Genomic DNA, 23,565 nt, shown 5'->3' on the forward strand with positions numbered 1-23,565 from the left:
TCCGTCATGTTAATGTTGACGCCAATTTCCCGGCGTCGTAAAATCCAGACATATTTTCCATGTCGAGGACGACATACGCAAGAAATGATTTAGGCATCGTTCCGGCTCCCAAACGGGGCATGCCACCAGCCAAAGGAGCTGCCGATGACCTGTCATGACCCGTTCCGCCAGACCGCCGGCCTGGATGAAGTGCTGCTTGATGTTGCGGCCGTTATCGAACTCAGCCTTCGCGACCGCCGGGTCGCGGAAAACCGCTATCGTGTACTGAAGCGCCATCTCGAGCGCGGCGCCAGCACGCTGGCGCCTTATCTCGTTGACGGGGTCAGCCTTATCTACGCGCAAGGCTCCATTGCCACGAGCACGACCATCGTCAGCGGCACCGACGACGACCGGTTCGATGTCGACGCGATAGTCGAAATCGACGTGCCCGCCGACTGGGATAACGATAAGGCTCTCGATGAACTGGAGAAGTCGCTCCAGGGCTTTCCCGGTGTAACCGAAATTGTCCGCTGCACGCGCTGCGTCCAGTTGCGCTTCCCCTTCATGCACATGGACGTGACGATGATGGACAGAAGCGGACGATTGGCCGTTCCCCGGGCTGGACAGATTTTTCATTCGCCCGACGAAGGCGCCTCATACCGGGTCGACTCGAACCCCTGGGGGTTCACCGGGTGGTTCCGCGGGCGTGTCGGCATCGGTCAGGCCGCGTTCGCCGAGCTGCTCGGCCGCCACCGGGAAGCCGCGGCCCGCAGCCGCCTTCAATTCATCGATGAGCAGGAGCGCCTCGTGGTCATGAAGGCCGATCAGGTCGCGCTGCCGCCGATGATCCCGAGCGCCATCGACGCGCAGGAAGCCGTCGCCCTGAAGCTCCTGAAGCGCAACCTCAACATCGGCTACGAAAAGCCGACGCTCAGCCGCCCGCCGACCATCTACCTGACGAAACGCGCAGGTGATCTGGGATACATCCCGCAGGGGCTCAGCGCGCAGCTGTTCGCCCTCGCGGATTCGACAGCAAAGATCATGCGCGGGCATATCGCGGCGGGCACGCGTCCGGCGGAAGAAAACCCGTCATATCCTGCCGACAAGATCAATGACCGCTGGCCGCGTCAGGGCGCGGAAGGTGTGACGGACATGCGCGTCTTTGCCGAGAAGCTAGAGTACCTGGCCGAGAAGCTGGAAGCGATGGCGCAAGCCCCGCTGGCCGACATCGCCAAGGCTATTGACGAGCTTTTCGGCGAGCGTATCGGACGCGAGCAGCGCGCGATCCTTGCCGCCCGTCATGACCGCCGCGCGACGGTGACACCGATCCTCGCGGCGCCGCGCTCCGGCTCGATCCAGGCTCCGGCCGTTGTCGTCGCGCCCGAGCGCTTCCGGGAAGTTCCGCGCCATAACTTCCACCCGATGCGGCTGGATGACCCGCATGACGAGTAAGGGCAACATACGCAGATCGCCGGAGGCGCAGCTTGCGGGGATGCGGCGCCTGTGGCCGGACTTCTCCGGCGAAAAGCTGGCGGACGGGACGCTATGGTGGCAGGGACTGCTGCGTCCGAAGGCGCAGCTCTATGTCGTTTTGCTGTTTTGGAAACCGGGTGCGATGTCTCTGCCTTACGTCATGGTCAGCGACCCGCCGATCAAGCCGCGCGAAGGGGGCAGCTTCGCCGAGATTCCGCATCTCATCTACAACGCTGAAGAGCCTATTCAATCAGGCTTGTGCCTTTTCGATCCCGAAGGCAGGGAATGGACACCGGCGGACCTTATCGCCGAAACAACGATCTACTGGGCTGCCGAGTGGCTGGCCTACTACGAACTTTGGCATATGACGGGCGAATGGCTGGCGCCGGGCGTTGGCTCTGATAGCGTCGCCCGTATGCATTTAGGAGATGCGCAGGCGGTGAAGGAGGTGCTTGCCGATGTTCACTGACCGCCGTGCCAACAGCCTGCCGAAACGGCGGGGGCGCCAACCATGGCCTTCAGGGCGAACTTTCAAGATTCTCTCGCTCGACGGTGGCGGCATAAAGGGCATCTATACCGCCGAGCTGCTGCGTCACTGCGAAGAGCAGCTTGCCCGCGGTCAGCCTCTCGCACGGTACTTCGACATGATCGCCGGGACCTCGACGGGCGGCATCATTGCGCTCGGCCTTGGCCTTGGCATTTCCACCAGCGACATCACGTCGTTCTATCATGACGACGGACGGAAGATCTTTCCGGCATTGCCTACAGGGCGGTGGGGCAAGTTCTGGCAGACAGTCGGGTGGACTCAGCAACCAAAACTTGGCCACGAGGAGCTGGAGAAGGCTCTGAAGGACCGGTTCGTAGATCACACGCTTGGCGAGGCCGGGCCGCGCATGGTCGTTCCTGCCTTCATGATGCCAAAGACCGAGATTGCCGTGTTCAAGACGGATCATCATGAAGACTTTCGGAACGATCACCGCACGCCGATGTGGCGCGTCGCCCGATCGACTTCGGCGGCGCCGACTTACCTAAAGGGCCACGAACACGAGGAAAGCGGCCGCATCTTTATCGACGGCGGCGTATGGGCGAATAATCCGGCGATGGTGGCGCTTGTCGACGCGTTGACCGCCTATGACCTGACGCCCGATCAGATTGAAATGCTGAGCATTGGCACCGGGAATGCACCGTTCTCGCTGAGCAGGTCCGGCGTTCTTGCCGGGCTATGGGCGTGGAAAGAGATCATCAAGGCTGCAATGTTTTTGACAACGGATAATGCCACGGCCCAAGTAAAGCTGCTTCTCGGGCCAGAGCGTTGCCTGCGGATTGAGCCGCAGGGTGATAATGCGACTGTCGAAATGGATGACTATGACGACGCGTTCCGGCGGCTTCCTGCGCTGGCGGGACGCGATTTTTCAGAATTGAGGGGCGACATTGAGCGATTTTTTATCGATGAGGTTCTGCCCCGCGAAAGGCACTACACTTAAGGCAGCGCTGGCGGCATGAACGTGCCAGTTGCCAATATTCATACCGGAACAATAGAAAATGCCATCATTAGAAGAAGTGACAGGATCACTCGATCAGATCATGGGGGTGAAGGCGGTCTGGGGTCGCTCGTCCGAACCCGTGATGTGCTTTGGCTCGCGTGGTGATGAGGCGAAGAAGAACGCTGCTCATTTTCAACAGGCGCGTGCGACGGCAGAACGTGCGATTGAACGGCCTTATCTGATCACGATCGGCGGCGGCGCTGAAGTCGGCGCGGAGTTGCGGGGTCGGGTACTGGAGCTCGTGCGGGTGACGGGCGTCTTTGGCGAGACCAAAGCCTTCGTCCGCGATCCTGATCTCATGGCGCGCCTGGCGCAGTGGCCGGTCGCGGTGGTGCTGTCCGAAGTCTACCGCATCGAAGGCGAGCCGCTGCTGATCGAGGACCTCGGGTTTGCCGACAAGAACATCCTGAACAATGCCTATGACGGCGTACGCCGTGACGAAACCTACATGGCGCAGCTGTGGGAGGCGCTTCGTGACCATGAGGTGACACGCCGCTGGGAAGTTCTTCCACTGCCGGGCTTTCGGGACCCAGGCAAAGTTGAGATGTACGGCTCGCTCTATCCCAACGTTCCGGCGGGCTCGGCGGAAGGGCAGAAGGTGCTGAAGCTAATGCGCCAGGCCGAGCGCGACCGTGACCTCGCGAAAGCGGTGAAGGAGCTGAACCGGGCGCGTAACGGCGGCAAAATCGTCTGCGAGGGTTGTGATTTTTCTGATGAAAGCGGCGCCTTGTTCGACGCCCATCACCGCGATCCGCTGGGCAAAGGGCCGCGCTGGAGCAAACCCGAGAGCTTTGCCGTCTTATGTCCAACATGCCATCGCTGGTGTCATTGCAAGGCGGTCGACGTGCTGCAGCCGCTCGCCATCCCGGTGCTGAGAGCGGCGCGGTTCACCGCTTGACAGCTGCCGAGGGTACCGGCAGAGTCTCGCGGTGCATGTGAGCATAAGGCTGCGCCTGGCACCTTCGACTATTGCGGCCAATAAGTAATCCAGCACCGGTATGGTCCGGCAAGGCTGATGAATCCCGCAAATCAACATACGGAGGCGTGCCATGCACGACACGGATATTGTTGCGCGGATGCCGGCACTGGATTTTGACGCCGCGCAGCCGTCGCGTGATGACATTCTTTCCATTTTCGAGAAGGTGCTCGAGGTCACCTACCGTGGCGAGACCTATCTTGTCCGGGACAACGGCGCGGTGTGCCGATGCCCGCGCCCGCAGACGCGGCGCAGGCGCCTTGACGATGTCTGGACCTTCGGGACCTACAACCGGCATTCCGGCTACTTCGAGATCGCGGGTCATGTCGTGCACCGGATCGTTGCCATAGCCTTTCACGGGGCCGAATTGTCGGCTGAATATGTGGTCGATCATATCGACACGAACAGGAAGAATAACCGTCCCGAAAACCTGCGCTGGGTCACACGGCTTGATAACATCCTGCTCAATCCGATCACCCGCAATCGCATTATCATGAGTTTCGGCTCGATCGAAGCTTTCTTCGAGAACCCGGGCGCGAACCTCATTCCCAATTTTGAGTGGATGAAGGTCGTGACCAGGGAAGAAGCGCAGGAAAGCCGCAAGCGCCTGCTTGCGTGGGCGCAGGCCGGGCAGGTTGGGAGCGGCGGGACGCTTGGTGACTGGGTTTTTGAGCCGGGGAGAAGGGCAGCGCCTGCAGAGTTTCACAGCGCGGCGGTGAACGCCGCACAGCGTGAAGCTTATGCGGCTCCGGCCTTCTCGTCAGGGGTAGAAGAGACCGCGCCGCGCCGCCATGGCGCTGTCATCGTGCGTGGTCCTGAACCAGAGCCGCTCGACCGGCCGTCGCTGACGCCTAACGCGATTCAGCGAAAGTGGAAGACGCCCAGTGAGTTTCCGCAGTGTCCGGAAAAGGTTTCGGTGGATGCGCTGCAGGATTATCTCGGGCGCCTGACGCCAGACGCGGTTTTCAACGCAACACTTACGGCGAGAGCACAGTGTTCGAAGCGGCCATCGGGCCGGACGACGCACTGTCCGTCGTGTGCGCGATACCGTCAACCGTCAAGGGATGGGGCCACGGGCTCGTCTATGTTGAAGGGGAAATGTTCGTTCACGAGTCGGGCGGCACGTTCTTTACGCAAGAGGGCGCGATGAAAGCGCACTGCCTTGCGATCGGCGCGCCGACGGACGCCTATGACGGATCGTTCGATGAGTATTGTTAGTTTTATGACGCACCCTTGCGGGCCGGGCTCTAGGCGCTGCCCCGAGCCGCTCTCCGTCCCGGCCCCTGCGGGTAGCGATCCCTTGCGCAAGAGAGGCTCGGGAACTCAACCACCAAAGCAAGCGGGCTTTTGTCCGGATCGCCGTCGCCCGCACCCACGTGCGGCCGTCCAGGAGCTACTATGGCTGCTCGAAACCGTTTCGACGGCATTTCAAGGCTTGGAATCGGGTGCGGGAACGGTCGAAGGGAAATACTTCAACGAGATCGTCCGCGATCTGCGCAGACACAACCGGGGAACAGCGCTCAGCCAAATCTTGGGCTGGGTCGAGAAACTACGTGGGTTCCTTTCCTCGCCGTCAGGTGGTGGCGTGCGCCACGGCACTCAACTTGAGCCGACATGACTCCCTCGCTCGCGCAAGCACACCTCTATTGCAACCTCACAAAGAGCTACATCAACTATCTGGTGGCGGAACTCGCGGCAGTCAGATCCAAGCCATAGCTCTGGTGTCCTGCCATGTTTGCATGCCAGCTCTCTGCTACTTCGATCGTGCCAGTTTTCGGCAGCCTGGTTGCATCCGATGCGGCGGCCCTGAGCATCGCCATTGCCCGACTATGCGATGCGACGCTGTTCTTAGTGTGCTCGAACGACAGCAGAACACCGGCCTGGCTGCCATGAGTGATTGATGCCACGAGTAACAAAGCTTCACTGAGCAGCGCGCGATGGCGTCGGATGGCGCACGTTTCAAAATCATCCCCGCAGCGGTGATCGGCCTGAAGGCCAACCGAAACGCCCTACTGCTTCCGTAGTGCTTCCGCGACGTGTTTCCCGCCCTCTTCTCGCGGAAAAGAGGCCTTGCTAACCAGCTGTTTTCACAATATAAAAATGGCGCACCCGACAGGATTCGAACCTGTGACCTCTGCCTTCGGAGGCCGGTTCCCCAAGCAAAGCTCTCAACCTCTGCCCAGCAATCACAGATGTGATGCCTCCGAGGAAGGCAATCGTCAGGCAGCTTCCTTGAACGCAGCTTTACGCTTCTTCTTCACCAGGATCTCACGGACAAACTTGTCCCATCGGGCCATGGCAGCACGCTTTTCCGGCATGTAATTCCAGCGATCGTAGCTCTTGGAACTGACGTCTTGCAAAGTGTGATTCTGCAATCGGTCTCGGATCTCTTTTGAGAGTCCTGCCTTGCCGGCAAGCGTCTTCCAGGTTCGCCGGAGATCGCGGTTTGTTACGACGGGTATGACCTCGCGATCGCGTTGGCGCCACATGAACGAATAGAGCGTGCCGTGGCTGACCGGCTTGGACGGGTCGGTTGCGGATGGAAAAAACCAGCCAAATTCATTCGGCTTGATCGACTCGATCAGTTCCGCCGCGATCTTGGGCACCGGGATGGCATGAGGCTTTCCATTCTTAGTTTTGGACCAGTCGATGATGCGCTCTGCCGCATCCCATTGATCGACGTGTAAACGGGCGATCTCCTCGACGCGTTGGCCGGTCAGCATAAGAATTCTCACGGCACGCGTGTAAGGGGGGTGGACCGGCGCATCGGGAGATTCGAGCCAACGATAGAGGCGGATAAATTCCTCCTCGTCCAACCAACGCGTTCCGACGTTTTTCGGTTCGGTCGGAATACCTGCGGCGGGGTTGTAGACCAGACGAAAGCGACGTACCGAGGTTGAACGGTAGTCATGCTCGGACTTAAGCCCCCAGCTGTAGGCTGATCGAATATAACTACGTACATGATCGGCCATTGACCGTTTCCCTCGCTGATAAATGGGGCGAATGATGTCCCTGATCTCATCAGGCTCGATGTCGCGGGCAGGGCGGTCGCGGCCGAGTGAATCTGCGATCTTGTTCAAGCCCTTTTCGGTCTCCTTCCAGGACGGTTTTCCATCCGCCTTGAGCGACGCGACGTAGGCCTCGAACAGATCGGCTACCGTGCCCGGCCGCGTGTCGCCCGCAATCTTGATGCTGCGCCCCTTCTGGATCATGTCGGCGAAGTCGCGTTTGAAAATCTCGCGGGCCTGGCTGAGGCCCATGGACGGATATGAGCCGAGCTTCTTCTTGAGACGCTTTTGGTCCCGCCACTGCTGGGCCATCCAGTCCGCCGTTACGCGGGTTGGCATTGGCTTTATCACGAGAACGAGGCGGCCCGTTCCGTGGCCCTCACCATCCACCAAGTTTTGTTGCTTTCCGGCCTGCTCGACCTGCTTCAACGCGCGGCGAATCTCTCCATCGGTAAGGCTTGGCACTGGGGTCCCCCGTAGGCTTTCGAGTGGGATCGGCTGACGGGTTAGTAGGGGTATGTGATTGGGTTCAAAATGGCTTTCGATACCCCTAAAACCGACCCCAATATGCCACAATGTCCGACTCTACGACAAGTCGAAAAAGCGATATGTATCAATGTGCTAAAGCGTGATCGTGCGTGATTGAAAAGGGCCGAGTGGGATGATTGTGGACCAGGATGACGGCGCTGGCCGAGAGTTCCAGCGCGCGCTTGATCACTTCGCGCGGATAGACCGGCGTGTGGTCGACGGTGCCGACCTGCTGCACCTCGTCGGCGATCAGCACGTTCTTCTTGTCGAGGAACAGGATGCGGAACTGTTCGCGGTTCTCGAACGCCATGGCCGAGCGGCAATAGGCAAGAAGCTGCGTCCAGTTGGACAGTACCTCGCGGTCGCGGACTTCGGTGCGCGCCATGCGTTGCGCGGCTGCGGCAATCACCTTCAGGTCGACCGCCACGGCAGGACCGATGCCCTTGACCTCCTGCAGCAGCGCCACCGGCGCGCCAAGCACTTCGCCGAAAGTGCCGAAACGCGCCAAAAGGGCTTTGGCGATAGGCTTGGTGTCGACGCGCGGGATCAGGCGAAACAGCAGCAGTTCGAGAAGTTCGTAGTCGGGCAGGGCGTCGCCACCGCCGGCAACAAATCGCTCGCGCAAGCGGTCGCGATGGCCATGATAATGCGGCTTCTCGGTTGATTTGTCTTTTAGCGCCTTGTCCTTCGCCGGCGGCTCAATCCACCGCTCGGAGAAGAACCCCCGTTCGTCGTCATTGCCGTTGTTCGCCATATGCAGCCCACATCCCTTCGAGGCAGACATTAGAGCTTTTCTGGCGTGGATTGAAACAGTTCGTCACGCAGATCGTGGAGGCGGCAAGATGCAGCCACGATTGCGCAACAAAACTTAACACCACTTAATGCATGCAGCCACCTTCACCTGAAATGCTGACAGCATCGGGGGCTTTCGCCTTTTATGCTTGGAGCACGCATGTTCGCTAAAATCGAGACTGGACTATTTGCCGGCAGGACGTCTGTCGCGGCGATGGCAATCCTGTTTTCAACGCATTCGGCCATGGCAGCCGATGCCATTGCCGTGAATTCCGACGATTTCATCCCGCCGCCCGACGTTTCCCGATTTGGGCGCTTCGAGCAGAAACTGGCCGATTGGCACGTCGTCCTTGGTGGCGGCGCCATCATCGTCCCCAAATATGAGGGCAGCGACGAGTTCAAGGTCATGCCGGTGCCTTTCGTCACCGCGACATTCCTCGACATCGTGACGATCAATCCGTCAGGCGCCAACATCGCCGTCTATGAACAAGGGCCATTCGAACTGAGCGCGCGGCTTGGTTTTGAAATGGGCCGCAAGGAGGACGATGCCGATCGCCTTCGCGGCCTGGGCGATATCGATATGGGCGCGAAAGTCGGCATGAAGGCGGCCGCGAAGTTCGGTCCGGCCGAGGTCTTCGCCCAAGTTGACAAGACCATCGGCGGCAGTGACGGTTTCGAGGGCGAGGTGGGGATCGAGCTTAGCCGGCCTCTGACCGAATCGTTGATCGTCGGCGCCAGCGCATCCGCCGTCTTTGCCGATGAAAATTATATGCAGGCCTATTTCGGCGTCACGCCGGAACAATCGGCTCGCTCAGGGCTGGCGCGTTATGATGCCAGGGCCGGGTTGAAGCGCGCCGATTTTTCGATTTCCGCCACATATATGCTCGATGCGAACTGGATGGTGCGTGGCAAAGCGGGAGTCGGCATTCTCCTGGGTGACGCCGCCGACAGCCCGATCGTCGTCGACAAGGTTCAGCCCTCAGGGATGCTTCTGGTCGGATACCGGTTCTGACACCAGGCAGGCTCACATGCAGGCTATGACAAAATCCGAGCTTGCCTGGCAAAGGCAGCAAGACGACTTGAACACCGAAGCGGCAAGGCAAGGCCCACGCATCCTTATCGTCGAAGACGATTTCGAGATTGCGCGCATGCTGGGCGACACGCTTGCCGAAAACGGCATGATCGTGGAAATCGTCGGCAACGGTGTGCGGATGAACGCCGCGCTTCGCAGCCAGAAATTCGATCTCATCGTGCTCGATGTCATGCTGCCCGGTGAAAGCGGCCTCAATATCTGCCGCCGCCTTCGCGCCGAAACCAACATTCCGATCCTGATACTGACCGCACTTGGCGAAGAAATCGACCGTATCTTCGGGCTGGAGATCGGTGCGGACGATTACGTGACAAAACCGTTCAGCGGGCGCGAACTGACCGCGCGGATACGAGCTCTGCTGCGCCGCGCAGCCTATGCTCCCGAAGAGCGGGATCGATCGAGGGTGCTTCGCTTCAACGGCTGGCGCATCGATCCCATACGCCGACAACTGCATGACCCGAGCAATGCAAGGGTTGCCACCACCACGCATGAGTTCGACCTGCTGCTTGCATTTTGCCGCAATGCGGGCCGTGTTCTGTCACGCGAAGAGCTTCTCGGCGTAACGCATGCCGGGCTTGCCGGCCCGATCGAGCGGAGCGTTGACGTCCACGTCAGCCGCATCCGCCAGAAGATCGAAAAGGATGCGCGCGATCCGGTGCTGCTCAAGACCGTTCGGCTGGGAGGTTACATCTTCACCGCGACGGTGGAGGAAGCATGAGGAATTTCCTCGGCCGTTTCCTGCCGCAGTCGGTGCGTGGGCAGTTCGCGGCAATTATTGTCGTCGCGGTGATCGTGATCCTGTCCAGCGGCTCGGCCGTCGAGAGTTTTACAGACTATTTCGATCTCCCGGCCGTGGAAGACAGCGCCAGACAGACTGATGTTGTCGCCACTCTGTTACGCGGGGCGCGGATGGAGGATCGCGGCGTGATTCTGGCAGCGGCAAGGCGAGCTGGCTTTGACTTCAGGATGTTACCCAGGGAACAGATCCGCGCTATCCCAACGTCCTACCTGGAATGGCAAAGCATCGCTTGGCTTCTGCGGATCGAAAAGGGTTCGATTGATGGGCGCTGGATGAGGATCGGCGGCCAATACGCGTTTGTCATCGACCTGGACCGGCAGAGCGTCTTGGCTCATTTCGGCATGCCCGATTCCTTTCTGACATCAGGCACCGTCCGTTCTTCGTTCTACAGGTTCATGGCCTTCGTTGCCTTGCCCACGCTGATCTGGCTCTTTGCCGTATGGACCGTCACAGGCCCGCTGAAGCGCATCTCCACGGCTGTCGGTTCGGCCGAGATCGAGAATGGCGACGAGCTTTTTATCGAACGCGGGTCCACCGAGATGGTCGGCCTGACGCGCGCTCTCAACCGGATGAGAACACGTATCCGGACGATGATCGAGAACCGCACGCGCATGTTGCGCAGCGTCAGCCACGATTTGCGCACGCCTTTGACGCGGCTGCGGCTTCGCGCCGAGCGTATGGATGAGAATTCCATTCGCACGGCAATGCTGACCGACATTCAGCATATCGAAGACCTGATCAGCGAGACCTTGACCTATCTGCGCAACGACGTCTCGACAGAGAAGCTACAGCGTGCCGATATTGCCAGCGTGCTGCAAACTGTCTGCGCGGAATTCTCCGATGTGGGGTTCTCGGTATCATATTCGGGACCGGACCGGCTTCTGGGCTGGTGCAAACCCAATGCACTGGCGCGTGCAATCACCAATCTCTGCGACAATGGGGTCAAATTCGCCGGCAACGTCACGGTCGCATTGACGCAGACCGGCTCAGCGGCACGCATCGCGGTTGGTGACGATGGGCCGGGCATTCCGATGACGGCGCGCACCCAGGTCTTCGAACCCTTCTTCAAGGAAGATGCCTCGCGCGGCGTTGCTTCGAAACATGGCTTTGGCCTGGGCCTCTCGATCGTCGCGGACATTATCCAGGGGCATGGCGGCAGGATCGAACTGCAGGACAACCAGCCCAACGGACTGATCGTTACCGTCGACCTGCCGAATGAACCAGCGATCCAGCTATCATGACATGGCATCCGCCCGAAACGGTCGGGCCGCCGGCGCTTCATTCGGCCGGCGCGGTTCGATTGCGAAACTGCTGCGCCATCCAGTCGATGAATACGCGCAGGCGCGGCGATAGTTGACGCGTGGGTGAATAAAGAACGTGAACCGGCAAGGGCGTCGGCGGAAAGCCTGCGAGCACCTCGACCAACGCGCCGCTAGCCAGTTCCGAGACGACCCGGTAGCGCGGCACCTGGATCAGCCCGAGCCCGAGGCAAGCGGAAGCGACATTGGTTTCGGGGCCGGTCACAGTCACATTGGCAGGCAAGGTGATCCGGCGGGGCTTGCCGTCGACGCTGAAGACGAGCGGAATGATCTCGGCTGCCTCGGGCGACATCAGCCCGACCATTTCGTGGCCCGCAAGATCGTCGGGCGTCTGCGGTGTGCCGAAGCGGCTGAGGTAATCGGGGCTGGCGAAGGTGCCCCTTTCCAGCGTCGCCAGGCGTCGCTTGATCAGCGGACTGTCGGCCAGTTCGCCGGCGCGCAGGAGACAATCGAACCCCTCACGGATCATATCCAACGGCTGGTGCATCTCGCTGATGTGCAGCCGGATGTCCGGATACAGCTCGCGGAAGCGGGGCAGGCCCGGCAGCAGGAAATACCGCGCCTGGGTGCCGTGCATGTCGACGCGGACCAGGCCTGACGGTTTGGCGCCGACAAAGGCGCCCTCGGCGTCTTCCAGATCGGCAACCAGGCTGACGCAGCGCTGATAATAGGCTTCGCCATCCAGTGTCGGGCTGACCTGACGGGTCGTGCGCTGCAAAAGCCGCACGCCCAGCCGCGCCTCCAGACCCTTTACCGCGTCGGTGACAGATGAGCGGGGCAGTCCAAGATCGTCGGCGGCCTTGGTGAAGCTGCGCCGCTCGACGATGCGGATGAAGACGCGCATGGCTTCGAAGCGATCCATTGTTCGACATCTCGAATGATGATGTCGGATTATGCCCGATTATCCGCAACGCGGGAAGACGCATCTTGCTGTCAGCCGATCAACGGCATCCAGCAAGGAGACAGACAATGACCAATCAGACCAACCAGGCCAGCAAGATCGCTCTCGTTACTGGCGCTTCCGGCGGCATCGGCGCCGCCGTCGCCGAGCGCCTCGCCAAGGACGGCTTCACCGTCGTGGTGAACTATGCCGGCAACGCCGCCTCGGCAGAAGCGGTCGTCGCCAGGATCGAAGCGGCCGGAGGCAAGGCAGTGACGGCCAGGGCAGACATTTCGGACGCTGCCGCGGTGACCCGCATGTTCGACACGGTCGAAACCGCTTTCGGCGGCGTCGACGTGCTGATCAACAATGCCGGCATCATGAACCTCGCCACCATCGCCGAAAGCGACGACGCGCTGTTCGACCGCCATATCGCCGTCAATCTCAAGGGCACCTTCAACACATTGCGCGAAGCGGCGAAGCGGCTGCGTGACGGCGGCCGGATCGTGAATTTCTCATCAAGCGTGGTGGGCCTGCTGCAGCCGACCTATGGCGTCTATGCCGCCACCAAGGCTGCCGTGGAAGCGATGACCAGCGTGCTCGCCAAGGAACTGCGCGGCCGCAACATCACCGTCAACGCCATCGCACCGGGGCCAACGGCCACCAAGCTGTTCCTCGACGGCAAGCCGCAGGACCTCGTCGATCGCCTGGCCAAACTGGCCCCACTCGAACGTCTCGGCCAGCCCAAGGATATCGCCGACGCCGTCGCCTTCCTCGCCGGCCCGGACGGCGCCTGGGTCAACGGCCAGACCTTGCGGGCCAATGGCGGCATCATCTGATCCAGCCGCCCCTGAACCGCACACCCAACCTCAACCAAGGAAACATCGTCATGTCCAAATTCGTCATCCTCGTCACCGGCGCTTCCTCGGGCTTCGGCCTGATGACCGCCAAGTCGCTGGCCGAAGCCGGCCACACAGTCTACGCCACCATGCGCGAGACCACCGGGCGCAATGCGCCCCAGGTCGCCTCCGTCGCCGCGTGGGCCACTGAGCACAAGGCCGATCTGCGCACCGCGGAACTCGACGTGCAATCGGACACTTCAGCCGAGGCCGGCATCGCACACATTATTGCCGATGCGGGCAGGCTGGATGTCATCGTTCACAATGCCGGTCACATGGTGTTCGGCCCCGCCGAGGCCTTCACCCCCGACCAGTTCATCCAGCAGTACGACGTCAATGTGCTGGGGGCACAGCGGGTCAACCGCGCGGCACTTCCGCATCTGCGCGGGCAAGGCAAGGGCCTGCTGGTCTGGGTCGGCTCGTCCTCGACGCGCGGCGGCACCCCGCCATTCCTGGCGCCCTATTTCGCGGCCAAGGGGGCGATGGATGCGCTGGCCGTGTCCTACTCCACCGAGCTCGCTTTGTGGGGGATAGAAACAACCATCATGGTTCCCGGGGCCTTCACCAAGGGCACCAATCATTTTGCGCATTCGGGCAAGCCGTCCGATGCGGCGCGCATTGCCGAATATGAAGCCGGACCCTATGCCGGTATTGCCGATCGGGCGCTGAAGGGGCTGGCCGGGCTCGAGCCCGCCGATGCAGATCCGTCGGAAGTGGCGCGCGCGATCGTTCGCGTCGTGGACATGCCGTTCGGCAAGCGGCCGTTCCGCGTCCATGTCGACCCGTCGCAGGATGGTGCGGAGATCGTCAACGGCGTTGCCGACCGCATGCGCCGCGAGATCTACCGCAACATCGGCCTCGAAGAGCTGCTTCACCCGGCTGTTGTCGGCTGAGGTCGCTAACCACAAGAACAAGAAACACAAACGGGCCGGCGCTGTGTCGCCGGCCCGTTTGCGTATTTGGATCGCTAGGCCGGCAGGCCGGGCCGGTCGAGCTTGTTCGGTGACAGCGTAAAGATCTCGCAGCCTGTGTCGGTGACACCGATCGTGTGTTCGTACTGCGCCGATAGCGAGCGGTCGCGCGTCACCGCCGTCCAGCCGTCCGACAGCACTTTTACATGTGGCCGGCCGAGATTGATCATCGGCTCAATGGTGAAGATCATACCCGGCCGCATCTCGACGCCTTCGCTCGATGTGCCGTAGTGCAGGATGTTGGGTGCGTCGTGGAACAGCTGGCCGACGCCATGGCCGCAGAAATCGCGCACCACCGAGCAGCGTTCGGCTTCGGCATAGGTCTGGATGGCAGCGCCGATGGCGCCGGTACGGGCGCCGGGCCGCACCGCCGCGATGCCGCGCATCAGGCACTCATGGGTGACTTCGAGCAGGCGCTCGGCGGCGCGCTTGATGGTGCCGACCGGATACATGCGCGAGGAATCGCCGTGCCAGCCGTCGAGTATGTAGGTGACATCGATGTTGACGATGTCACCGTCCTTCAACGGCTTGTTGTCGGGAATGCCGTGGCAGACGACATGGTTGATCGAGGTGCAGGACGATTTGGTGTAGCCGCGATAATTGAGTGTCGCCGGCAGCGCGCCATGGTCCATGCCGTATTCGAAAACGAAACGGTCGATGGTTTCGGTGGTGACGCCCGGCTGGACCATAGGCACCAGCTCGTCGAGGCAGCGCGCGGTGAGATCGCACGCCTTGCGCATGCCGGCAAAGCCTTCTTCGCCATAGAGGCGGATCTGGCCTGTGTTCCTGAGGGGTGCCGTGGCGGCGTCGAGATAGGTGACCATGGTGTCCGTTTTGTCTGTAAGCGGGCCATGCCGGTCAGCCCGTTCGAAAATCTCTCCAGATTTGGCATTGGAAGCCGCTAGGTTCAAGGAAGAACTGCGGCGAGGGCTCGCGTCGGTGATATTCATGCCCCGAGGCAGTGTCTTCCGACCTTGTCCGCCTGCGCGAACCTTTCCTTTTTGGGGCTCCGTCTACTGGGCGATCGCCGAGACGCTCAGCATGGCGGGAACCGCCGCTCTGGTGCTTGCCGTGATATTCGCTTTGCCATCGGCTTGCGTGCTCTTCATAGCCGTGCGCATGGCCTATGAGGCCGAGACCGATCCGGCCAACCAATAGCAACAAATTCCAGGAACGAGTGCAGCGGTTTCCATCGGGAGTTGCTTAAAAACAAAGCGTTAAAGTGCGCGCCTGGGCGCGCTTTAAACGCCCGAAAGCTGCGACCCCAGTGACGACACATTCTTGCGCGACATCAGGTCAAAGCAACTTTTGACGACGAACGGCGTTGTGGCGACACCAGTTCGGGAGACTTGGAAATGGACAGATTGCAATTCGAGGTGCCGGTGCGCATCGCGCCCGCGCCCGGGCTGCCGGTAGAGGAGATTTACAGCGTCGAACAGGCGCTGGATGTCCTGCATGAGTGGCCAAAGAAGCGACAGGGCAAGGTCTATGAGGCGGCGTTCAACGCTTGCTTCGGCGCCACGGTGGATGTCGTCAAGACCGAGGACGCCTGCCGTGCGTTCATGGCGTTCTGCCGGGTCAGCGGCCTGCTGGCCAGGGACATGATGGTCACAGCAAAGCGCGGCGGTGGCGAGGCGAGGGGCGTGCGGATTTAGAGCCTTATTGATCCGGAGGCTGACCACCCGACTCGCTCGGATCGTCGCGGACTCCGCGGCGTTAAGGTTCCGTTTCCGACTTCACAGCTAGGCATGACGCCATAGAGCAGCGTCTGATTCGTTGCGTCAGTGTCATGGTGCAGAATATGTCCTCAGCAAATGTGCGCGCCTTTCCGCTAGACCGGCAAACCATGCTGGTGCGCGATGTGGCGGCCAGGCTGGGCAGGCTGCATGGCGACACGGCCAACTCCTTCTGGAAGGCCACCGCGCGCGAACTCCTCGACAAGGCGATCGCAGCCGGCAGCGATGCTGCTTCGGCGGCCAACGACGTCCGCCGGTTTTTTGCCGCCGTCCAGGACGAGATGCATTTCAAAGCGGACGATGCCGCTCCGGGACAGCGCCAAACGCGCACCCGCTTCTAAACCATCAGCACACAACATCCTTCTATAGGTCCCGGCATCACTGCGTGGCGGGCGCCGACACCAGACGCGGGACGGTCTTGGCGTCGACAACTTCAGGCTTTGCACTGTCGATCGCGCCGTCCCAGCCGCCGCCGAGCGCCTTGTTGAGTGCGACATAGTCGGTGGCGATGGCGATGCGGCTTTGCAGCAGATCGTCCTCGGCCGAATAGAGCGAACGCTCGGCGTCCAGCACGTCGAGAAGGCCGGCTTCCCCTGATTTGAACAGCGTGCGCTCGAGATTTGCCGCCTCGCCATAGGATTTCACCGAAGCGGCAAGCTTGCTGTTCCTGATGCGCTCCTGGCGCAGCGCGACGATGGCGTTTTCGACATCTTCGAGCGCCGACAGCACGGACGTCTTGTAGGCAATGAAATACTGATCGCGCTCGGCCCTGGCGACGTCGGCCGCCGCCTTCAGCTGCCCGGCATTGAAGATCGGCACCCTGAGCGTCGGCCCGAACGACCAGCCGATGGTGGAATTCTTGCCGAGGTCGCCGACCTTGAAAGCCGAGGTGTTGATATTGCCGGTCAGGCTGACCGCGGGATAACGCGCCGCCTCGGCCTGGCCGACCTTGGCGGTATACTGGGCATATTGCCGCTCGGCCATGCGCACATCGGGCCGGGTGAGCAAGATGTCGGCGGGAATGCCGGTCGGCAGCGGCAGGCGCGGCGTCGGGATCGGCGCGCCGCGCTTCAGCCGCTCGTTCAGCGCCGCCGGCGGCCGGCCGGTGAGCACGGAAAGCCGGTGCACGGCTTGGGCGTAACTGGCCTCGAGCGAGGGAACATCGGCCGCGGTGGCGCTTGCCTGTCCCTGGGCTTTGGCGACATCGGCCGCTGTCGCCGTTCCGGCCAGCAGCATGGTGCGGGTGAGTGCGGCGGTCTGCTGCTGCGAGGCAGCGGTGCGCCGTGCCAGCTGGATGCGTGCCTGGTAGCCGCGCGCTTGCGCGTAATAAGAGGCTACGTCGCCGACCAGGGTCAGCAGCGTCGAGCGCAGCTCCTGCTCGGAAGCATCCACCCCATAGCGGGCAGCCTCGACGCCTCTGCGGTTGGCGCCGAACAGGTCGAGCTCCCAGCTGGCGTCGAAGCCGGCCTGGTAATAGCTGTAGGCATCGTCGGCGCTCCCGCCTTCCGTGGTTGCGGCAGTCTTGCTGCGGGTGGCCGAGCCGGAACCGTCGGCCGTGGGGAACAAGGCTCCGGCGCTCTGCCGGTAGCTGGCGCGCGCCTGGCGGATTTTTGCCTTGGCGGTGGCGACGTCCAGATTGCCGGCAACCGCCTCGTCGACCAGCGTGTTCAACTGGGGATCGCGTAGGCGCTGCCACCATTGCGACAGTTGCGGCGGCTTCGCCGATTTGGACGACTTCTGGTCGCTCCATGCTGCCGGCATCGCCAGAAGCGGCTTCTCATAGTCCGGGCCGACGACGCAGCCCGAAAGCAGGACAACGGCAAGCATAGGCAAAAGCGTCCGCTTCGCGGCCGGACGGCCACGTTCAAAACCTGTCATACGAAATACCCTTATTGCTGGTTGGCTGCTGCCGGCGTCTCGCCTGTGTCTTGTTTCGCCGCCTTGCCCTTGAAGATGCGCCGCACCGTGACGAACAGCAGCGGCACCAGGAACACGCCGATCACCGTCGCCGCGATCATGCCGCCCATGACGCCGATGCCGACGGCGTTCTGCGCGCCTGAGCCGGCGCCGTTGGCGATCGCCAGCGGCGTGACGCCGAGGATGAAGGCCAGCGACGTCATCAGGATCGGCCGCAATCGTTGTCGCGCCGCCTCCAGCGTCGCCTCGACCAGACCCATGCCGGCCGTCTGCCGCTCGATGGCGAACTCGACAATGAGGATCGCGTTCTTGGCGGCCAGGCCGATCGTGGTCAGCAGGCCGACCTTGAAATAGACGTCGTTGGTCTGGCCGAACAGGCTGGCCGCAAGCAGCGCGCCGAAGATGCCGATCGGCACCGACAGCATGACCGCGAATGGTATCGACCAGCTCTCATAGAGTGCTGCTAGGCACAGGAACACGACCAGTGCCGAGATCGCGTAGAGCGACAGCGCCTGGTTGCCGGAAAGCCGTTCCTGGTGCGACAGCCCCGTCCATTCATGGGAGTAGCCGGGCGGCAGTTGCGCGACGAGTTTATCGATCTCGTCCATGGCGGCGCCGGAGCTGATACCAGCGGCCGCAGAACCCTGGATCTCGACCGCGGCCGAGCCATTGTAGCGTTCGAGCCGCGGCGAGCCGAATGTCCAGTGGCTGGAGGCAAAGGAAGAGAACGGCACCATGGTGCCGGCGGAGTTGCGGACCTGCCATTTGTCCAGATCTTCCGGCTGCATGCGGAAGTTCGGGTCGGATTGTATGTAGACCGGCTTCACCCGCCCGCGATCGATGAAATCGTTGACGTAGTCGCTGCCCCAGGCGGCCGACAGCGTGTTGTTGATGTCGGCGAGGTTGACGCCCAGCGCGCTGGCCTTTTCTTGGTCGATGTCGACCGAGAATTGCGGCTGGTCCTCCTGGCCGTTGGGCCTTGTGGCGGTGAGCAGCTTGCTCTGCGCGGCAAGTCCGAGAAGCTGGTTGCGGGTCTGGATCAGCGCGTCATGGCCGGCGCCGTTGACGTCCTGCAGGTAGAAATCGAAGCCGTTGGTGTTGCCAAAACCCTGGATGGCGGGTGGAGCCAGCGCAAAGACCTGCGCGTCCCTGATCTTGCGGAAGGCGCCCATGGCGCGGCCTGCGACCGCTTGCGCCGCCAAGGCCGGTGATTTGCGCTGGCTGAACTCCTTCAACGGTACGAAAGCAATGCCGACATTCTGCCCGGCGCCGCCAAAGCCGAAGCCGGAAGCTGTGAACACCCCTGCGACCGCGTCCTTTTCGTCGTTGAGATAGTGGTCGGTGACTTGCTTCAGCACGCGCTCGGTGCGGTCCTGCGTCGCGCCGACCGGCAGCGACACGCTGGTGATCAGGATGCCCTGGTCCTCTTCCGGCAGGAAGGAACTCGGCAGTCGGGCAAACATCCAGCCCATGGCGATGACGATGGCCAGGAACACGGCGAGGAAACGCCAGGACCGGTTGATGATGCCGTGCGAGCCGTCACGATAGGCCGTCGTGCTGCGGTCGAAGACGCGGTTGAACCAGCCGAACGGACCGGTCTGTGTCGCATGGTCCTTGGGCCGCCGCAGGATGGTGGCACAGAGCGCCGGCGTCAGCACAAGTGCTACCAGCACCGACAGCACCATTGCCGAGACGATGGTCACCGAGAACTGCCGGTAGATGATGCCGGTCGAGCCGCCGAAGAAGGCCATCGGCACGAACACGGCCGACAGCACCGTGGCGATGCCGACCAGCGCGCCGGTGATCTCGTTCATCGATTTGCGCGTCGCCTCTTTCGGCGACAGGTCTTCCTCCTGCATGACGCGCTCGACATTCTCGACCACGACGATGGCGTCGTCGACGAGCAGGCCGATGGCCAGCACCATGGCGAACATGGTCAGCGTGTTGATCGAATAGCCGAAGAAGGACAGCACGCCGAACGTGCCGAGCAGCACCACCGGCACGGCGATGGTCGGGATGATGGTGGCACGCAAATTCTGCAGGAAAACGAACATCACCAGGAAGACGAGCACGATGGCTTCGAGCAGCGTCTTGACCACCTCCTCGATCGACAGCCGCACGAAGGGCGAGGTGTCGTAGGGGTAGACGACCTCGACGCCTTGCGGGAAGGTCGAGCTCAGCCGGTTGATCGTCGAACGCACCGCTTCCGCCGTGCTGATGGCGTTGGCCCCGGTCGCCAGATTGATGGCGACGCCGGCTGCCGGCTTTCCGTTGTAATTGGCTTGCGTCGTATAGCTTTCGGCGCCGAGCGCGACGGTGGCGACATCGTTGAGGCGGACCAGCGAGCCGTCAGTCTGGCTCTTCAGGATGATGTTGCGGAACTGTTCGGCGGTCTGCAGCCGGCTCTTGGCGGTTACCGTTGCATTGAGCTGCTGGCCCTTGCGTTGCGGCAGGCCGCCGAGCTGCCCGGCCGACACCTGCGTGTTCTGTGCCTCGATCGCGGCCGCCACGTCGCTTGGCATCAGGGCGTATTTGGCGAGCTGGTCGGGGTCGAGCCAGATGCGCATGGCATAGCCGGACCCGAAAAGCTGCGTCGAGCCGACACCCGCGACACGCTTCAGCGTGTCGTTGATGGTGGAGTCAACATAGTCGGCGAGATCGGTCGAGTTCATCTTGCCGTCGCTGGAGACGAAGCCGATGACCATCAGGAAGCCGGTCGAGGATTTGGAGACGGTGATGCCGTTGCTCTGCACCACCTGCGGCAGCTGCGACTGCACCAGCTGCAGCTTGTTCTGCGTCTGCACCTGCGCGGTGTCGGGATCAGCCGCGGTGGTGAAGGTCAGCGTGATCGAGGCCGCACCGGTCGAGGTCGCCGTCGCCGTCATGTAGTCGAGATTGTCGATGCCGGTCATGCCTTGCTCGATGACCTTGGTCACCGAGTTTTCCACCGTCTGGGCGTCAGCGCCGGGATAGGTGGCGCTGATGTTGACCGTGGTCGGCGCGATCTGCGGGTATTGCGAGATCGGCAGCGTGGTGAGGGCGAGCAGGCCGCCCAGCATGATCACGATGGCGATCACCCAGGCGAAGATCGGCCGGTTGATGAAGTATGCGGACATCGGCTCAGTTCCCGGTCTTCGGGGCGTTGGCGGCCACCTCAGAGGTGGCAGGCACGGCCGATGAGGTCTGCGCGCGGTCCTTGACCTCGCCGGTCGCCTCGTCGATCGTCACCTCGACACCGGTCGCATCGCCGCCAGGGCGCACCAGTTGCAAGCCCTCGACGATGACGCGGTCGCCGTCGCCGACGCCCGAATCCACCAGCCAGCTGTTGCCGACGCTGTTGCGCACGGCGAGCACGCGCTGCTCGACCTTGCCAGCGGCGTTGATGACCATGGCTGTCGCTTCACCCTTGGTGTTGCGGCTGACGGCGCGCTGCGGCACCAGGAAGCTGTTCTGGGCGACACCTTCCTCGACCAGCGCGCGCACATACATGCCGGGCAAAAGCAGGCGATCCGGGTTGGGGAACTGAGCCCGCAGCGCAAAAGTGCCGGTGGACTGGTCGACATTGGCGCTGGCGAATTCCATCTTGCCGGTCTGCGTATAGACGGTGCCGTTGTCGAGCTTCAGCTTGACGCTGACATTGGGTCCGCTGAACTTCAGCCGGCCTTCATTGATCGCCTGGCGCAAATTAAGCAGATTGGTGCTCGACTGCGTGACATCGACATTGATCGGATCGAGCGCGCGGATGGTGGTGAGCACGGTATCCTGGTTGGCGGTGACCAAGGCTCCCGGCGTCAGCGACGATTTGTCGATGCGGCCGGCGATCGGCGCGGTGATTTTGGTGTAGTCGAGATTGATGCGCGCGGTTTCGACACTTGCTTTGGCCGACGCCACATCCGCCTGCGCCTGCGCCAGCGTCGCGGCGGCATCGTCATAATCCTGCTGCGAGACCACCTTCTGCTGCAGCAGCCCGGCATAGCGGTCGAACTTGGCCTGTGCGGTCGGCACTGCTGATTCAGCCTTCTGCTGCGAAGCTTTCGCGCTATCCAGGGCTGCCTGGTAGCTCGCGGGGTTGATGAGGTAGAGCGGCTGGCCGACCACGACCTCGCTGCCCTCCTGGAAAAGCCGGGCTTGAATGATGCCGTTCACCTGCGGGCGCACATCGGCTGTCAGCGAAGCGCTGGTGCGTCCCGACAGTTCGGCGGTGATGGCCACCGACTGCGGATGCAGCGTGACGACACCGACCTCGGGCCGGCCGGCAGCGCCCATGTCTGCCGGTGCCTGGGCTCCTTCCTGCGAGCAGGCTGCGAGAAAGAGCGTGGCGCCTAGCACAGCAGTCCAGGATGCGGACCTACGCGACGGCAAAAAGAACTGGCTGGACGGGAGTGGCATGGCGTCGGTCATCTTTCGCTGGGGTTGCGGTCGCGTTGTCGGCAGCGGGTTATTGCGCCAAGGCTTGCGCGCGGCGTCGAGCAATGCCTCGAAGCGGCTCGTCTTGCGCTCCTTCTCGGCGGCCAGGACGTATTCGACAAGCAGAATGAAAGTCTTGGCCGCGATGCCCAGTGCCATCAATAGGCCACTAGACAGCGTTTCCCCAAGCGCTTGGCCCTTGATCGGCAATGGGCGGCCCTTACGCAATTTTCTTGTCATCAAGGGTGGCGCTCGACGGCGTCGAAAACGGCAGCGACAGGCGCCAGGCGGCGAAGCTTAGCCGGATCGCGCCCTTGAGCGTATCCGCCGGCAGGCCCGGCTGCACGGCTCGCGCGCCATGGCCGGTCGAGCCGAGCGAGCCGCCAACTGGGCCAAAGGCTGCGATCAGCCGCAGCATCATCAGGGCTTCCCACATTGTCGTGCTTTCGTTGCTTGATGGCGGCCGGAACTGGCGACCATTTTCGGAGAGAGAACCGGCCGGCCCGAGACCGGGTGTCAGCGGGCCGGCCGGCGCAGCCGGTCAGAGTTGCTCGTCAGTCCGGGGTAGGGCATTGGGAGCGTGTCTGTCATGGCCAGGCAGACCTCCTGGACCGGCTGCTTCCGGCGGATGGCCCCAGGGACCGGGGGGTGGGCCGTGAGGCTCCGCCGAGGCAAGGATTTCAAGCTGTTCGGGCGTCAGTTTGGTGCGAAGGGCTGAAATGGCGTCCTTCAATTTGGTGGCTGCGACCGCGCGCTCAGTAACATCGTCGGCCAGCCTTTCCTGGAAGGTGAAGGGATCGCGCGGACCTTGGTCGGCTTTGCCGCCGGACCCATCCGCGGCTCCAGGACCACGATTGCCGGAACCACCGGGGCCATGGTCGGGACCGGGCGGCGCCAGCACCGCCTGCAGCGCGCTGGTGTAGTCGCGCCAGGCATCGAGCTGTTCGCTGCGCACACCGATGCGGGTTTCAAGCGCGGCAAGCCGAGCTGCGAGCCTGAATTGCGGCGGCGGACCCATGCGATGCGGACCGAAGCCCTCCGGTCCGTGCCATGCCGGCCGGTGCGGCCAGGGACCTTGATCCGGGGGACCCTGGTCCGGGTCGTCCTGCAACGTCAAGATTTGCGGTTGCTCGCCGGGCGGCGCGATAAAATCGGCCTGCTGCGCAAGGGCTGGATGAATGGCGACCGCGGAGAACAAGCCGAGCGCCAAAAGTCTGCTTTGCATGACGTAATCCTTTCCCACATGC

At 62.2% G+C, this 23,565-nt stretch carries 21 protein-coding genes; 12 read left to right on the forward strand and 9 right to left on the reverse strand.

Annotation, left to right across the window (positions count from 1 at the left end; all coding sequences use genetic code 11):
- Window positions 1-144: 144 nt before the first annotated feature.
- From AC04SH_RS23075 to AC04SH_RS23095, 5 genes are all read left to right on the forward strand, one after another.
- Complete coding sequence (locus AC04SH_RS23075) at window positions 145-1,431, forward strand: nucleotidyltransferase domain-containing protein (RefSeq protein ID WP_488576786.1); 1,287 nt, start codon at window positions 145-147, stop codon at window positions 1,429-1,431.
- Window positions 1,412-1,921, forward strand: coding sequence for a type II CBASS E2 protein (locus AC04SH_RS23080; RefSeq protein WP_488576787.1), 510 nt, complete (start codon window positions 1,412-1,414; stop codon window positions 1,919-1,921). The genes AC04SH_RS23075 and AC04SH_RS23080 overlap by 20 nt, the downstream gene beginning before the upstream one ends.
- A complete protein-coding gene (locus AC04SH_RS23085; RefSeq protein WP_488576788.1) occupies window positions 1,911-2,936 on the forward strand; it encodes a CBASS cGAMP-activated phospholipase in 1,026 nt (341 codons plus the stop codon). Before AC04SH_RS23080 ends, AC04SH_RS23085 begins: the two co-directional genes overlap by 11 nt.
- A gap of 100 nt (window positions 2,937-3,036) precedes the next feature.
- Window positions 3,037-3,894 (forward strand): hypothetical protein, encoded by an 858-nt coding sequence (locus AC04SH_RS23090; protein WP_488576789.1) that lies wholly within the window; start codon window positions 3,037-3,039, stop codon window positions 3,892-3,894.
- Window positions 3,895-4,045: 151 nt separating this feature from the next.
- Entirely contained in the window at window positions 4,046-5,122 is a 1,077-nt protein-coding gene (locus AC04SH_RS23095) for an HNH endonuclease signature motif containing protein (protein ID WP_488576790.1), read from the forward strand.
- A 1,069-nt stretch (window positions 5,123-6,191) separates the two neighbouring features.
- On the opposite strand, the gene AC04SH_RS23100 is transcribed toward AC04SH_RS23095, so the two are convergent.
- Both AC04SH_RS23100 and AC04SH_RS23105 read right to left on the reverse strand, forming a co-directional pair.
- Complete coding sequence (locus tag AC04SH_RS23100; RefSeq protein WP_488576791.1) at window positions 6,192-7,445, reverse strand: tyrosine-type recombinase/integrase; 1,254 nt, start codon at window positions 7,443-7,445, stop codon at window positions 6,192-6,194.
- Between the two features lie 148 nt (window positions 7,446-7,593).
- Window positions 7,594-8,262 (reverse strand): JAB domain-containing protein, encoded by a 669-nt coding sequence (locus AC04SH_RS23105; RefSeq protein WP_488576898.1) that lies wholly within the window; start codon window positions 8,260-8,262, stop codon window positions 7,594-7,596.
- Between the two features lie 198 nt (window positions 8,263-8,460).
- On the opposite strand from AC04SH_RS23105, the gene AC04SH_RS23110 reads away from it, so the two are divergent.
- Genes AC04SH_RS23110 through AC04SH_RS23120 form a run of 3 tightly spaced genes read left to right on the forward strand, consistent with a single transcriptional unit; the run spans window position 8,461 to window position 11,430 of the window.
- Complete coding sequence (locus AC04SH_RS23110) at window positions 8,461-9,312, forward strand: MipA/OmpV family protein (RefSeq protein ID WP_488576792.1); 852 nt, start codon at window positions 8,461-8,463, stop codon at window positions 9,310-9,312.
- A gap of 25 nt (window positions 9,313-9,337) precedes the next feature.
- Window positions 9,338-10,108, forward strand: a complete 771-nt coding sequence (locus AC04SH_RS23115) for a response regulator transcription factor (protein ID WP_477238595.1) — start codon at window positions 9,338-9,340, stop codon at window positions 10,106-10,108.
- The gene (locus tag AC04SH_RS23120; RefSeq protein ID WP_488576793.1) at window positions 10,105-11,430 is read left to right on the forward strand and encodes an ATP-binding protein; all 1,326 of its coding nucleotides are present in this window, start codon (window positions 10,105-10,107) and stop codon (window positions 11,428-11,430) included. Before AC04SH_RS23115 ends, AC04SH_RS23120 begins: the two co-directional genes overlap by 4 nt.
- 37 nt (window positions 11,431-11,467) lie before the next feature.
- Here the strand turns inward: AC04SH_RS23120 and AC04SH_RS23125 are convergent, their stop codons facing one another.
- Window positions 11,468-12,370 (reverse strand): LysR family transcriptional regulator, encoded by a 903-nt coding sequence (locus tag AC04SH_RS23125; protein WP_488576794.1) that lies wholly within the window; start codon window positions 12,368-12,370, stop codon window positions 11,468-11,470.
- Between the two features lie 107 nt (window positions 12,371-12,477).
- On the opposite strand from AC04SH_RS23125, the gene AC04SH_RS23130 reads away from it, so the two are divergent.
- Both AC04SH_RS23130 and AC04SH_RS23135 read left to right on the forward strand, forming a co-directional pair.
- Window positions 12,478-13,227 (forward strand): SDR family oxidoreductase, encoded by a 750-nt coding sequence (locus AC04SH_RS23130; protein WP_488576795.1) that lies wholly within the window; start codon window positions 12,478-12,480, stop codon window positions 13,225-13,227.
- Between the two features lie 50 nt (window positions 13,228-13,277).
- On the forward strand, window positions 13,278-14,180 hold the full coding sequence (locus AC04SH_RS23135; protein ID WP_488576796.1) for an SDR family oxidoreductase: 903 nt from the start codon (window positions 13,278-13,280) through the stop codon (window positions 14,178-14,180).
- Between the two features lie 74 nt (window positions 14,181-14,254).
- On the opposite strand, the gene map is transcribed toward AC04SH_RS23135, so the two are convergent.
- Window positions 14,255-15,082 carry a type I methionyl aminopeptidase gene (map, locus tag AC04SH_RS23140; protein WP_112564709.1) on the reverse strand — a complete coding sequence of 276 codons (828 nt, stop codon included), beginning with the start codon at window positions 15,080-15,082 and terminating at the stop codon, window positions 14,255-14,257.
- Window positions 15,083-15,613: 531 nt separating this feature from the next.
- Here map and AC04SH_RS23145 point away from each other — a divergent pair.
- Entirely contained in the window at window positions 15,614-15,913 is a 300-nt protein-coding gene (locus AC04SH_RS23145; protein ID WP_488576797.1) for a DUF982 domain-containing protein, read from the forward strand.
- Window positions 15,914-16,059: 146 nt separating this feature from the next.
- Entirely contained in the window at window positions 16,060-16,335 is a 276-nt protein-coding gene (locus AC04SH_RS23150) for a DUF6074 family protein (RefSeq protein ID WP_477238563.1), read from the forward strand.
- Window positions 16,336-16,372: 37 nt separating this feature from the next.
- On the opposite strand, the gene AC04SH_RS23155 is transcribed toward AC04SH_RS23150, so the two are convergent.
- The 5 genes from AC04SH_RS23155 to AC04SH_RS23175 form a co-directional block, all read right to left on the reverse strand.
- A complete protein-coding gene (locus tag AC04SH_RS23155; RefSeq protein WP_488576798.1) occupies window positions 16,373-17,872 on the reverse strand; it encodes an efflux transporter outer membrane subunit in 1,500 nt (499 codons plus the stop codon).
- Window positions 17,873-17,883: 11 nt separating this feature from the next.
- A complete protein-coding gene (locus AC04SH_RS23160; RefSeq protein ID WP_488576799.1) occupies window positions 17,884-21,027 on the reverse strand; it encodes an efflux RND transporter permease subunit in 3,144 nt (1,047 codons plus the stop codon).
- Window positions 21,028-21,031: 4 nt separating this feature from the next.
- Window positions 21,032-22,300 carry an efflux RND transporter periplasmic adaptor subunit gene (locus tag AC04SH_RS23165; protein WP_488576899.1) on the reverse strand — a complete coding sequence of 423 codons (1,269 nt, stop codon included), beginning with the start codon at window positions 22,298-22,300 and terminating at the stop codon, window positions 21,032-21,034.
- A 238-nt stretch (window positions 22,301-22,538) separates the two neighbouring features.
- The gene (locus AC04SH_RS23170; RefSeq protein ID WP_488576800.1) at window positions 22,539-22,736 is read right to left on the reverse strand and encodes a hypothetical protein; all 198 of its coding nucleotides are present in this window, start codon (window positions 22,734-22,736) and stop codon (window positions 22,539-22,541) included.
- A gap of 123 nt (window positions 22,737-22,859) precedes the next feature.
- Window positions 22,860-23,543 (reverse strand): hypothetical protein, encoded by a 684-nt coding sequence (locus AC04SH_RS23175; RefSeq protein ID WP_488576801.1) that lies wholly within the window; start codon window positions 23,541-23,543, stop codon window positions 22,860-22,862.
- Window positions 23,544-23,565: the final 22 nt, after the last annotated feature.

It is taken from the genome of Mesorhizobium sp. CNPSo 4688, assembly GCF_057784295.1.